This is a genomic window from Bacteriovorax sp. BAL6_X (genome assembly GCF_000443995.1).
GTDB lineage: Bacteria > Bdellovibrionota > Bacteriovoracia > Bacteriovoracales > Bacteriovoracaceae > Halobacteriovorax_A.
Window position 1 is genome coordinate 61,083 of record NZ_AUMC01000008.1, and the last position, 13,288, is coordinate 74,370.

The 13,288-nt window shown below is 36.8% G+C and carries 14 protein-coding genes; 5 read left to right on the forward strand and 9 right to left on the reverse strand.

The window, feature by feature from the left end; all coding sequences use genetic code 11:
- The first annotated feature begins 21 nt into the window (after positions 1–21).
- Positions 22–441 carry a response regulator gene (locus M902_RS07675; protein WP_021267347.1) on the forward strand — a complete coding sequence of 140 codons (420 nt, stop codon included), beginning with the start codon at positions 22–24 and terminating at the stop codon, positions 439–441.
- Here the strand turns inward: M902_RS07675 and M902_RS07680 are convergent.
- A complete protein-coding gene (locus M902_RS07680) occupies positions 428–913 on the reverse strand; it encodes an Hsp20/alpha crystallin family protein (RefSeq protein ID WP_021267222.1) in 486 nt (161 codons plus the stop codon). The two genes, M902_RS07675 and M902_RS07680, sit on opposite strands and share 14 nt — an antisense overlap.
- A gap of 223 nt (positions 914–1,136) precedes the next feature.
- Between M902_RS07680 and M902_RS07685 the strand changes: the two genes are divergently transcribed.
- The gene (locus tag M902_RS07685) at positions 1,137–2,027 is read left to right on the forward strand and encodes an ImmA/IrrE family metallo-endopeptidase (RefSeq protein WP_021267392.1); all 891 of its coding nucleotides are present in this window, start codon (positions 1,137–1,139) and stop codon (positions 2,025–2,027) included.
- A 60-nt stretch (positions 2,028–2,087) separates the two neighbouring features.
- Here the strand turns inward: M902_RS07685 and M902_RS07690 are convergent, their stop codons facing one another.
- From M902_RS07690 to M902_RS07725, 8 genes are all read right to left on the reverse strand, one after another.
- Positions 2,088–4,505: a hypothetical protein gene (locus M902_RS07690; protein ID WP_021267267.1), complete on the reverse strand. Its 2,418-nt coding sequence runs from the start codon at positions 4,503–4,505 to the stop codon at positions 2,088–2,090.
- Between the two features lie 36 nt (positions 4,506–4,541).
- Positions 4,542–6,335: a hypothetical protein gene (locus M902_RS07695; protein ID WP_021267272.1), complete on the reverse strand. Its 1,794-nt coding sequence runs from the start codon at positions 6,333–6,335 to the stop codon at positions 4,542–4,544.
- A 187-nt stretch (positions 6,336–6,522) separates the two neighbouring features.
- Entirely contained in the window at positions 6,523–7,479 is a 957-nt protein-coding gene (locus M902_RS07700; RefSeq protein ID WP_021267260.1) for an isopenicillin N synthase family oxygenase, read from the reverse strand.
- A 166-nt stretch (positions 7,480–7,645) separates the two neighbouring features.
- On the reverse strand, positions 7,646–8,278 hold the full coding sequence (locus M902_RS07705; RefSeq protein WP_021267381.1) for a YggS family pyridoxal phosphate-dependent enzyme: 633 nt from the start codon (positions 8,276–8,278) through the stop codon (positions 7,646–7,648).
- Entirely contained in the window at positions 8,275–8,598 is a 324-nt protein-coding gene (locus M902_RS07710) for a hypothetical protein (protein ID WP_021267294.1), read from the reverse strand. The genes M902_RS07705 and M902_RS07710 overlap by 4 nt, the downstream gene beginning before the upstream one ends.
- Positions 8,599–8,605: 7 nt before the next feature.
- Positions 8,606–9,037, reverse strand: a complete 432-nt coding sequence (locus M902_RS07715) for a type II toxin-antitoxin system RatA family toxin (protein ID WP_021267192.1) — start codon at positions 9,035–9,037, stop codon at positions 8,606–8,608.
- Between the two features lie 29 nt (positions 9,038–9,066).
- The gene (gene glpX, locus M902_RS07720; protein ID WP_021267331.1) at positions 9,067–10,020 is read right to left on the reverse strand and encodes a class II fructose-bisphosphatase; all 954 of its coding nucleotides are present in this window, start codon (positions 10,018–10,020) and stop codon (positions 9,067–9,069) included.
- A 114-nt stretch (positions 10,021–10,134) separates the two neighbouring features.
- Positions 10,135–10,854, reverse strand: a complete 720-nt coding sequence (locus tag M902_RS07725; protein WP_021267269.1) for a PilZ domain-containing protein — start codon at positions 10,852–10,854, stop codon at positions 10,135–10,137.
- Between the two features lie 111 nt (positions 10,855–10,965).
- Between M902_RS07725 and pgsA the strand changes: the two genes are divergently transcribed.
- The 3 genes from pgsA to panD all read left to right on the forward strand — a co-directional run bounded on the left by pgsA (position 10,966) and on the right by panD (position 13,264).
- Complete coding sequence (gene pgsA / locus M902_RS07730) at positions 10,966–11,619, forward strand: CDP-diacylglycerol--glycerol-3-phosphate 3-phosphatidyltransferase (RefSeq protein WP_021267180.1); 654 nt, start codon at positions 10,966–10,968, stop codon at positions 11,617–11,619.
- 13 nt (positions 11,620–11,632) lie between these two features.
- Positions 11,633–12,826: a phosphoserine phosphatase SerB gene (serB, locus tag M902_RS07735; RefSeq protein WP_021267340.1), complete on the forward strand. Its 1,194-nt coding sequence runs from the start codon at positions 11,633–11,635 to the stop codon at positions 12,824–12,826.
- A gap of 93 nt (positions 12,827–12,919) precedes the next feature.
- Positions 12,920–13,264 carry an aspartate 1-decarboxylase gene (panD, locus tag M902_RS07740; RefSeq protein WP_021267374.1) on the forward strand — a complete coding sequence of 115 codons (345 nt, stop codon included), beginning with the start codon at positions 12,920–12,922 and terminating at the stop codon, positions 13,262–13,264.
- Positions 13,265–13,288 lie beyond the last annotated feature (24 nt).

The following is a 13,288-nucleotide window of genomic DNA, read 5'->3' on the forward strand; positions in this document are numbered from 1 at the left end:
AATCAAGACAAGGAAATCAACATGAAGGCACTCATAATTGACGACAAAAGAACAATTTCGGAATCATTAAAGTCACTTATTGCAAGTAGTGGCTACTTTGCAAATGTGTCAATGGCCTCAAATGGGCTTGATGCCTGTAAAATGATCAGAGACGATAATTATGACCTTATTGTCATTGACCTAAATCTACCGGAAATGGGTGGTCAAGAAGTCCTTCAATATATTGAGCAGCTTTACGGCGTAAATAACATGGAAGGAAAGAGGAATGAAAATTATCCTCATATCATGTTGATCTCTGGCGATATCGATGTAGATAAAATTCACGATGCTTCAAAGTTAAATGTAGAGGAAGTTCTAACAAAGCCATTTAACGTCCAGGACTTTAATCATAAGCTCTATTCAATTCTTGAAAATTTAAACGGTGAGATTATCGCTGCTTAGATTTTTCCAATACCTTAAAATCAAGAATAATATTACCATCCTTAACACTCATCTTCACAGTCGTTGAATCAAGGCCAGCTCTAATTGGAACAGACTGAGTAAAAGAAGATTTTGAAATACCGTTTGGAGACTTGATAACTTTTTGCCCCTTGATTACGACAAGCCCTTCTTTAACTTCAATATTGACTTCATCGTCTTTAGTAGCTTTGACAACTAGTGTGTCAGCATCCTGCCAAAAATATTCAACCATATTGACGTGATGATTGAGGCGATCAGGTAGCCCTTGAATCTGTCCCATCTTCTGCATTCTTTCAAACATTTTTTGTATTTCAGCATCAAAGCTATCACCGGCCTGCATTTGTTTCATCATTTCATCACGCATCTGCATAATCTGATCAACAAGCGGATCATTACCTTGGCCATAACTTACAACTGAAAGTGTAAATAAAGAGATAAAAACTAGCTTCTTCATATTGCTAAAATCTTATCATAATTTTAGTATGTTAGACAGATTCACAGTAAAAAAATCATCACATCCACAATGCATCACAGCATCAAGAAACCAACAAAATCTTACATTGAGGCCTAAATCAAAAAAAGACTTTTACATAGTGTAAAAAATTCAGAAAAATCATATCTACGCTAAACGAGAAAATAATTGGCAAATCAATAATATACTTTCAGGGAGGACTGATTTGAAAAAAGGAATTTTAGCTCTACTACTTGCATGCACAGCATCATTTACTTTTGCATGTGATGAGCACGGAACAACAGGAATCGTAGAAGACAACAACCTATGGATTCCTTCAAATGTAAAAAGTATCAACACAATTTCTGAAGGTGAATTCAATGGAATCATCGATAAGATTGAAGCGATCTACGCACCAATCATTGCAGCTAAAGGTAAAACTTTAGAAATCGAAAGAAAATGGGAAGATGGAACAGTTAACGCATATGCTCAGCAAGTTGGTAACACTTGGCGCGTTTCGATGTTTGGTGGTCTAGCTAGACACGAAACAATTACAAGAGATGGATTTGCATCTGTTGTATGTCACGAACTTGGTCACCACCTAGGTGGAGCACCAAAGAAAGCAAGCTGGTGGGGATCATCTTGGGCATCAAACGAAGGTCAAGCTGATTACTTCGCAACATCTAAGTGTCTAAGAAAGTTCATGGAAAACGACGACAACGCTTCAATTATGAGCGAAGTTGAAGTTCCAGCAATCGCGGTTAAGAACTGTGAAGCTAACTTTGTTAACGAAAATGAATATGCAATGTGTTTAAGAGGTTCAATGGCAGGTATGTCACTAGCTAACCTATTCAGAGCACTAAGAAATATGACGACTGAGCTTAAGTTTGACACTCCAGATCCAGCTGTTGTTTCTAAAACTAATGACAATCACCCAGCACCACAGTGTCGTCTAGATACTTACTTCCAAGGTGCTCTATGTACTGTTGACGCTTACACAGATGTAGATCAAAATGATGCTAACATCGGTACATGTAACAGAACTGAAAACTTCACAACTGGACTAAGACCACTATGTTGGTTCAAACCAGGACAAGCTGTAGTTGAAGCACAATAATTAAAAATAAAATTATTGAAAATAAAAAGGCCCGCAAGAAGCGGGCCTTTGTTTTTTTGATTAATCTTTCTTGCGATCTTTCTTTGAACGAGTTTCAAGATCACCGTTGAATACCTTAAGTTGATTTACATAATCCTTGTATCCAAAAGTATCATCATATAATCCTTCAAGCTCTTGGGCCAAAGTTTTATAAGTCTCTCTTGCTTCTTCATTAAGCTTTCCAGCGGCCGCTGAAGCTTTATATTCTTTTTGAAGAGCACCGATCATCGTAGTAGCAACTCTTGAATTACTATCCCAATCAATATCAATTTGTCTTTCTGTAGCAGTTAAGATGATTGAAATTAAAGTTTCAACACGATCTTCTTTATAATCATCATCACCAAAGTTAGTTGTTGAATTAGTTAGGATTGAATTGAAGTAATCTGCAACTGCTGTATCAAAGTCAACACTATCACGAGATGTTACACGTGAGTTCATAACTCTTCCAGCAACCTTAGATGTTGCTTTACCAGAAAGCCCTTGGTTAATAATAAATAGTGGATCAAGTCCTGTTACACGAACTGGAACTCTCTTAGACTCACCTGCTTTCAAAGCAGATGTTGTTGCTGTATAAGTTCTACCATCATTCATTGCCACAGAGATATCAACAGATGATGAAGTCTCTGAGTTTGAAGGGTTTTTTACTGTTACAAATACTGTCGCATCACCAGCAACAACAGAGTTAATACGTGTATCTGCTTGATAAACTGGAGCAACATCAAGAATCTCGATTCTCTTAGAATCTGTACTCTTAAGCTCATAAACTTTTTTAATATCACTTCCGTCAATACTAACAACTAGAAACGCTGAATCAAAAACGCTTAGATTGTTTGAAAGCTTACCTTGAGCACTTGCAGACTTATGAGTAAAGTTAAGTGCCGCCGGAGCTGTTACGTATTCAGAACGTGCTGAGCCCGCTTCAAATGATGAAGAATCAAGAGACACTTTAATTTTTCCAGACTTAAGACCTAAATTTCTTAACCCAAGAACAGACTTAAGTGACTCACCTCTTGTAAAGATCCCATTTCCATCACCTGATAAATCGAATCCTGTAATCTCAACCATTGGATTATTTACGAAGTACTCAAAATTCTTATTCCAAGAAGATACAAATAGGTTTTCATATTCTTTTGCAAATGAAGTTGCAGATTGTGCCTTATAAACTTCATCATACGCCTGTTGTTTTGCAAGATCACGAGCAACAATTAAACCTACGGCCTTACCAGAGTCTTCACCAAGGTTACGTGCCATAGTATGGGTTGACACAAACGCTTTTCCAAAGTGTTCCTTAGCAAGATTTCTATATGACTCAGAGAATGCATCTGCGTATACATCCTTTAGGTCTTGTGCCGATTTCCCTGAAACTGTACGGTAGCGAGTTTCAAAGATTGGACGATTTAAATCATCTACTTCTTCATAAACATATTGTCCGTTGGCGTCCTTCTTAGGTTCTTTTTCGCCCGTTGGTTGCCCATTGGCATCAAGAACATCAACCTCAACGATAACTCTTTTTTGGTGGTAACCAATTTTATACTGGTAAGCTTCCCTAACGTCTTGAATATTGCGATAAGCAATTGCTTCTTGCTCATCTGAGGCCTTGAATTTATTCCATGCACGAGAAGTTGACTTCCAACCATAGTCTTTGAAATTATACTCTCCATAAGCAGAGAATAGATCCCACATTGAAACAGTGTGAAGACCTTTGTCGAATAAAATAGGAGTAGAAGAACACTTATCAGCTAGACTTGATCTAAGACCAAATTGTCTAGCGACTGCACGAGCATGAATTCTCTTTCCGATTGCAGCTGAAGAAGAAACCCATCCAGCATTGATAACATCATTAAAAGATCCACCTTTTCCATCTCTTGAGTAACCATCATCAAAACCTTCAAAGCGAGGCACTCTTAATACATCTGAATAGTCTTTTGATGGAGTTGTCACAGTTTGTGAAGCATCATTTCTAACATTGTCTCTGAAGCGAGAGATGATCTCTGATTCAGTTGAATAACGAGAATCTTGTGCTGCTTTATTTTTTCCCAGAGCTACTGCATTTTCAATCGTTACACCCTTTAATGCACGCTGCTCTTCTCTAAGAATATCAACAGAAGGATTTGAAGTCATATTGAAACCACGATAAAGGCCTTGTTGATAACCATCAACACAACCAAGGTGAGTCCCCTCTCCAGCAGCGTAAACAGCGGCCATACGTTGAGCAGACTGAACTCCACGCTCACACATTTGAGTATGTTCTTTATCCATATTTGGATCATCATAGACTTTCTTACAAACAGTCTTTGAGATATTACTTAGGTTCTCTGGTGTGTAAATCCCATCCAATGATATACCTTCAATTGAAGAATTATAATAGCCAGCGATTACTGCTGGAGCTTGCGACATAAGAAATGCAGCAACTAGAAGTCTTTGTTTTTTGTTGTTCATTCTCTTCTCTCCTTTTCTCTTTTTTTATTCTTTGTTTTACTTTGTATTAAAATTAATAACGTCATAGTTTAAATTAAGTTCCTTATCCATTATATTTTTCTTAATTAATTCATTTAATGTCTTCTTCGCATGATTACTAATAGCAACGTTTTGCGAATTTAAATCTCTTAACACCTGCTCTTTTAAGTGATGAGCATTCACATAGTGTGGGAACGTAAGTCTTCTTCGCTCCACCTCACAAATGACATCTGTCTTATATGAGTCATAGAGATTATCTGGCGTCTGCAGTCCCTCTGGAGGATAGATAATTTGAATAAGATTTCTTATGATTGGTATTTGATTCCAATTAGAAGTAATCACATTCCCAAAGGCCCAATTAACAAAATCTGAACACACACCTAATTTTCCATAGTCTTCTTTATTTTCGACCTTTTTTAAGGCCTTCTCTTTTCGACGAGTCATCTTTTTTGCACTCTTCTCATTGACCCTTAGCCAAGCAAAATTTGTGCGATAATCATCATAAGTATCACAGCCACCTGAGTGACAATTTCGATACCCTTTTTTTATTTCAATAAATGGAGGCATTTTATCTTCTTCATCTTTCCCCCAATTAAAACTTAGAGGATAGAATCCCATTGTATTAATACGAGTATCTCTTTCTATTTCTGTAATAATCTCAGCGTGTCTAAACTCAAGGCTTCGATCATTAAATTTTAAAAATTCAATAAGCTTGATCGCTCCAGAAGTACGAGGGCTAAAGTCCTCAAATAGATCAATATCGCTCTCGATTGATCTTCTTAAAAGAATATTCCCAGGCCCTCCAAGTAGAGAGCAGGCCTGTGTTGCACGATAAAATTTATACTCAGTCTCTTTAAGTCCAAGTGTTGGATCTAGCTTTGTTACAACTAGTTTACTATTTAAGTTTCTCGCCTCTAAAGAAAATAAGTTGAACCCCTTGTATACACGAGATAGAAGGATGCGAGCGCTTTTTGTATTGGTTTTTGTAAGATTTACTAACTGTCTAGTTTCTGACATAAGCAGTATAAGCCTTATAAACTTGGCCTCATCGTTAATATCAAAGTCTTCAAGCATATCTTCTAATTCTTCAAAGATCTTTCTATACTTTAGGTAAGCATAAGATGATCTTGTATAGCGTTCGTGACGACGATCATGATTAGACATATGATTGCGTCTAATGAATTGAGAGAGGTGATCAATCATTTTTGTCATTGAAATCTCTAGTTCATCTTGAGCATCATAGAAGTCAGCTAAAAGTTCTTCTCTTTGTGCTATAAAATCCTGCTGCTTCTGATAGGTCTTTGCAACATTTTGTAATGATCGTGAAACTTGGATATAGATATCTTCTTCTTTTAAATATTTAACAAGAACAAGTGCACTTGCAGAGATTTGTGATACAAGAATCTTACGAGATGAAGGTAATTTCTCATGGCCTTTGGTTTTTACAAAAATAGGAATTAGCTTATCAAGGTACTGAATAAACTCCTGAATTTCTTTATAAGCAAGCTCGTCCGAGTACTCGCCTTTCTCATTACGGCCTAATTGCCCCTTCTTTAAAACCCTCTTATGGAATCTTCTAATTGCTGAATGGATATTTTCAAATTGATAATATGCTGAAGTGTATTCCTCTCGGCGAAACTCTGAGTGATTAACTCTAGACATACTTCTTAAACGTGAAAGTACTTTTGAAGAGGCCCTTTTCATGGAAAGAATTTCTCGGTGAAACTCTGTTGTAGGTGAGGCCACAATCACCAGATTAAATAAAAGAATCGAGACAAACTTTAATAAAGTCGTTTTCTTTAAGATTAGCATGGCAATTAATAAGCAAAGAAAGTGCCACTAACCTGATTAAATTATAAGCATTTAGAGTCTAGAAAGTGTTCACTAATTAGACACTCAACTAATAAGTGTACATAAAAGAAAAAAGGCCTCGCAATGCGAGGCCTCTTCTAAATCGTATTACTCGTAATATTGTTGTTCTGGTTCCCCAACCATTTCTTTACTTAATTAGACCAATTTCTCTAAGACGTTGGTTTAGAAAGTCACCTGCCGTGATATCTTCCCACTTCTTACCTTCACCTACACAGCTTTCTAGGCATGCTAGAGACGCTTTTGAGTGTGGATGTACAAAGTATGGCATTGAATATCTTTCTTCGCCAGAGTTATCTGGATTAATTACTCTGTGAGTAGTTGCAGGAAGTACATTATTTGTAAGTCTTGCCATCATGTCCCCAGAGTCAACAACAAGTTGTCCTGGTTTAGAATCAACATCTAGCCAAGTTCCATCGCGATCTAGAAGTTGAAGGCCAGATGATGTAGCACCAACAAGCATTGTAATTAAGTTGATATCCTCATGAGCTCCTGCTCTGATTGAATTTGTTGTATCGTGACCAGTTGTTGGTGGATAATGGATAGTTCTTAAAATTGAATTTCCATCATTAACCATCTCTTCAAAGAAACCAGCAGGAACATCTAATCCCTTACCGATCGCTTCTAATAGAATATTTGCAGTAGCATCCATAGACTCGTAAAGAGAAAGGAATTTCTCTTTGAAGCCTGGAACTTCTGCAGGCCAGATATTTTCAGGGTAAACACCTTTATATTGTGAAGTTGCAGCAAGCTCACGCCCTACGTGCCAGAATTCTTTTAAGTCTGGGTGTTTACTATCTTTTGCATGTTCCATTCCAAACGGAGTGTAACCACGTTGGCCACCGTTTTGGCCTTGATAATCAAGCTTAGTTTCAACAGGTAGAGAAAAGAATTTTTTAACCATCTCGTAGGCTTCATCAACTTTATTCTGATCAACTGTGTGATTATCAAGAATAATAAAACCGTACTCTTTAAGGCCATACATCAATTCATCCACAAATTTAATCTGCTCAGCAGTTGACCCTTGTGTGTAAGATGTTAGGCTTAATTCTGGAACCTTTCTTTCATTATTATTTGAATTACTCATAATGACTCTCCATTGTTCAAGTCGGTTTAATTAAGTTGATAAAAATTAATTACAGCTCACATAAATTAAAGTCAATAATGTTATCTATAAGCCTTAACTAATACAGATTGTAATTACAGATAGATAGAGTGTGAATTTTAGAAATTAGATAGTAAGGATACAATAATTATCCCCTAAAAATAGCACTACCAACACGAATACAATCACTGCCAAGCTTAAGAGCATCGGCCATATCGCCACTCATTCCCATTGATAATTTCAAGTCTTTATCAATAGCATCGCGAATATCAACTAATTTTTGAAAGCTTAGACGAGGAGCTAGGCCATCTGCTGCGGCCATGGTCATAAGGCCAACGATTCGAATATTACTTAGGTCTTTGGCCTCGTTAATAAAGTCTCTAACAGATTCAAACTCCCAGAGTCCACCCTTTTGCTCTTCACCACTTGTATTAACTTGAACATAGAAGTCACAAGGAGATTTTAACTTTTCATTAAAAAGACGCATATGTTTTAAATTATCTAGGGATTGCACACTTTTAAGATTTGGAACTTGGCAAATCTTTGCAATTTTATTTGATTGAATATGTCCAATAAAATGCCATCTAATATCATCTAGACCTAGTTCTAGGGCCTTTTGTGCCTTAGGCATAAGAGAGTCAACACGATTCTCACCAAAATCTCGATGGCCTAGGTCATAGACTGTTTTTATATCTTCAAATTCACTATACTTGGTTACGGCCAAGAGCTTATTCTTGTCTCCTACTTGCGTGAGAATTTTTTGATAATTTTCAGAGATCATTCTTCAGATTTATTTTCTTTTTTCTTAAAACTTACAGTCACTTCATAGTCTTCAAGAATTGATTCAACAATGGTTTTTGGATCGACGTTCTTTAAGTAACTACGAAGTTCTTCACGAACAGAAACAACAAAGTCTTCTTTGGTTTTTTTGGCATTAGTCACGAGCCCAGAAACAATATCTTTAGGAAGTGGTAGATCTTCTAAGACTTTCTTAACTGATTCCTCAGTCATAAAAGCTGCCCCAATACCAATTGAGACAACTTTCTTTATCGTATCGCCTAATATACCATCTGATTTATCTGTTTTCTTAGATTCGCTCATGATTGACTCACAGACCTTTTGCGCGCTCGTAGAAGCTTTTCATCATGGATGGTAGAGAAGTCTCTGTTAACTTATTTACAATCATTTTTGATCCTGGAATAAATCCTTTCACTTCAATTTCGAGGCTATAAGTTACTTCTGTCTTTCCATCTCCAAGATCCTTAAGATCCCAACCACCATCATTCACCTTAAAAAGATCACCTTTCTTAAATTTCCAAGCAACCTTACTAGGTCTGCTCATTTCCATATCAAGGTGATAATTTAATTTCTTTATCATATCAATTGAATATTCAACAATACCACTTTCATCAGTCATGTCATGAACCTTGATATCATTAACACCTAAAACAAATTCAGGGTACGATTCAAAGTCAACAATAACGTCATATAGTTTATTAATATCAATATCAAAAACTTCAGTGCGGCTTGCCTTTGCCATAATCAACTTCCTTGTATGTAATCAAATAATTAGTAGCGTGGTTTTGTATCAAAACGGTGTTCAGCAGTAATCCTTCTAATTGTTCCTGACTGACTTCTCATAACAATAGATTCAGTCACAGCGCCCCATGACTTGAACTTAACACCATTTAGGAAACTTCCGTCAGTTACACCTGTGGCACAGAACATAACATTTCCAGAAGCTAACTCATCAATTGTGTAGATCTTATTAATATCATCAATTCCCATTGTTTTAGCACGTGCAATTTCTTCATCATTTCTTGGCTTAAGTCTTCCTTGAAAGTCTCCACCAATACAACGAAGAGCTGCAGCAGCGATAACACCTTCAGGAGCACCACCAGTACCAAAAAGAATATCAATCCCGCTATCTGGTTCTGAACAAGCAATAGCTGCTGAAACATCACCATCACCAATAAGTTGGATACGTGCACCTGCATCTCTTACCTGTCTAATTAATTCTTCGTGACGTGGACGATCTAAAATCACGGCCGTTAAATCTTGTATGCGACACTTTTTAACTTCCGCTAATCTTTTCAAGTTTTCAGCAGGTGTATCGTCAATATTAATAAGCCCCTTTCCTTCAGGACCTACTGCGATTTTTTCCATATATGTATCTGGAGCGTTTAGAAAGTTTCCTTTTTCAGCAATGGCCATTACAGCAATTGAATTCCAACCACCATTTGCACAAACCGTTGTTCCCTCAAGAGGATCAAGGGCAATATCTAGTTTTGGGCCATTTCCAGAACCTACTTTTTCGCCAATATAGAGCATTGGAGCTTCATCTCGCTCCCCCTCGCCAATAACAACCGTAGCGTCGCAATCAACAGAATCAAGCATCGTTCTCATGGCATCGACAGCGGCCTGATCTGCAGCCTTTTCATCACCACGTCCCATTAGCCTAGCAGAGCTAATAGCGGCCATTTCAGTTACTCTTACAAATTCCAAAGCGAGGTTTCTATTCATTATCAATCCTTTTAATTCAAAATATTTAGCTTTATTTTAAGGAGTTAAACTTCAATTGAAAAGCTTCGTTTTGAAATAAATAATTTAATCCTTTAATATTTTATTAAATGGAAATTAACCAATAACTTTTCGCGTTAGAAATTTTAAGTCACCTTCTGAAATAAGATTCTTTGGAACATTCGCTACTAATTCACGAGCAAAGTCTAAACGGTCTTGATCAATTGGAGTATCAATTAAGAACTCGAATTCTTCTTCATGAGTCAATGGCTTATCAGAGCTTCTTACATTAAGAACTTTCCCTGTTTGAATCCCTTCACCATCAGTCCATTCAAGAATAGAATCCATCATAAGAATTTGAATCTTAGAAATTTCCCCATCTCTATGATGCCAAATGAAAATTTCAAATGGCCCATCACAACGCAGCCATGTCTTTAAACCTACAGGAAGCTCAAGTTGTTCATCATATTCGTGAATCGGTCTAAGGTTTTTCGACACATTTGCTATTGAAAGAAAATTTAATAAGGTTTTATCGAAGATATCATCTTTAATGAATTCAATTCCAAGATTATCTTTTTCAACTCTTTTTACTTGGCATTTTACTTTTACTTTTTGGTCATACCAGTGGATCTCACCAGAGAAATTTTCATCCATTTGAGCACCCATATCACCATCATTTAGTGTCAAACTCATACCACCATATGAAATATCTCGAACTTGATAATTTTTTGAATTATCATCTCTTTTAAAAACTAAGTAACTGAACGGAAAACGTGGAAATACACGCTTTTCAATAGATTGGTGACCAGTTTTAATAAGATTGAGATGCTTTTTCATAACTCGAGTTATCCTTTTATTCGATTTAAGTAATTTATATTAATTATTATAGACGTTTATGGGCCGAAGGTTTAAAGTTTAATAAATAGGAAAAATCTTCATTGAGTATATATGTCAGAAAAAAATACGCAAAATACAGTCTCACAAAAAGAAATCCTCAGCGAATGGGAAATCGACAATCTACCAAACCGCCTCACAATCTTTCGAGTGGCACTTATTCCAGTAATTTGTCTGACTCTTTACCTCTGTTTATTTGAAGAAAATATTTTTAAGGCCACAGTGAAAACACTTGGCTATATTGCGGCCTGGACTTTTGTGCTGGCCTCGATAACAGATTTCTTTGATGGTTATATTGCCAGAAGGAGAAATATTGTTACAGTCTTTGGCTCGTTTCTTGATCCAATCGCGGATAAATTCCTAGTTGTTTCTTCTCTAATTCTTTTACAGGCCCTAGATCGCGTCAACGTGATTGTTGTCATAGTCCTTGTTTTACGTGAAATGTATATGACAGCACTTCGTCTTCTAGCAATGGAAAAGGGACTAAAAGTAAGTGTTAACCAACTTGGTAAATGGAAGACAACATTTCAAATGATGGCCATTCCAATGCTTATGGCCTGGGATAAACCATTTGGCTTCTCTTTCCCTCTAGTGGGAACAATACTCATTTACCTTTCATTTGTCTTTTCAGTATTCTCGGCCCTAGTCTATACCTTTGGTCTTTTTAAGAAGATCTCAGAGGTCAGAAAAGAACGAAAACAAAAGTAAAGGATTAAACATCATGGAAGATAGCTTGAAAGAAATTATTATCACAGTTTCTGGTCAAGACAGACCAGGTATTACCGCAAGTCTTATGAAAGTAATCAGTGAGAACAAGACTGATATTACAGATATCAACCAGGCCATCACTCATAATTTACTTTCTCTTTCTTTTGTCATCAAAGTGGGAAAAGAGAAGAATGAAAATCAAAATGTTTTAAAAGAACTACTTTTTACGGCCCACGAAATGGGACTAAAACTTGAGTATTCAGTTATAGGTAAAGAGACGACTTATAAGACGCCTTATAATAGCTTTATTCTTAATTGCGTCGCGCCTAAGAAAATTTCAGCAGACTTCATCTCTGATGTGGCCCAATGCCTGGCCATCAACGGTATAAATATTTATCGTATTGATAATGTTTCTAAAGAAGGCTTTAACTCACTAGAAGTCCTAACAGATGTTCCAGAGAAGGTCGCTTTAAACAAGGTAAAGTCCGATCTACTTAATATAAGCAATGACCATCATACAGATATTGCCTTTATCCGTGATGACGTCTTTAGAAGATCAAAGAGACTCATCGTCTTTGATATGGACTCAACTCTTATCCAGGCAGAAGTCATTGACGAGCTTGCCAAAGTTCACGGAATAGGGGCCAAGGTTTCAGAAATCACAGAAAGGGCCATGAATGGTGAAATCGACTTTAATCAATCATTAATTGAAAGAGTCTCGCACCTCAAGGGCCTAAGTGAAAAAACTCTTCAAGATATCTCACTCAATCTTCCACTTACTGATGGAGTTGAAGATTTTATTCGCACAGTGAAGAAATATGGTTACAAGGTTGCTGTCATCTCAGGTGGCTTTACTTACTTTGCCAACCATCTAAAAGAAAAATTAGATCTAGACTACGCCTTTGCCAATGAACTAGAAATTGAAGGCGGAGAACTAACTGGTCGAGTAAAGGGTACAATCATCAATGCAGACCAGAAGGCAGTTCTTGTAAATTTAATTGCACAGCAAGAAAATATCTCACTTGAACAAGTTGTTGCTATTGGAGATGGGGCCAATGATCTACCAATGCTAGCACAGGCCGGACTAGGAATTGCTTTCCATGCCAAAGACATTGTGCGTAAAAATGCTCAAAACCATATGAGCCATGGCCCAATGACGTCAATTCTTTATTTCTTAGGCATACCTGGAGTCGATTCAAAACAATAAGTATTGTCGTCATTAAGTAAATTTCTGGTGAACGAGTTAACAAAAGCTTAATTTTTCATTGGCGGGCAAAAACTAATTTGATAAAAAGCTCTTATGCGTGAAATGTTACAATCAAAAATTCACAAGGCCGTTGTTACACAGGCCGACCTAAACTATATTGGCTCTATTACTATTGACGAAGAGCTACTCGAGTTAGTTGACTTATGGCCAGGCCAAAAGGTACTTATCGTCTCAAATACAAACGGAGCACGCCTTGAAACTTATGTAATCAAAGGAGAGCGTGGTTCCGGAGAAATTTGCTTAAATGGAGCGGCCGCCCACCTTATCAACGTAGGCCACGAAGTTATCATCATCGGTTTTCAAATGACTGATCAAAAAGATATCAGGCCAAAGCAGATCTTAGTCGATAAAAATAATAAGTTTATTCAATATCTCTAAATTTTGTAAGCATATGTTACAATA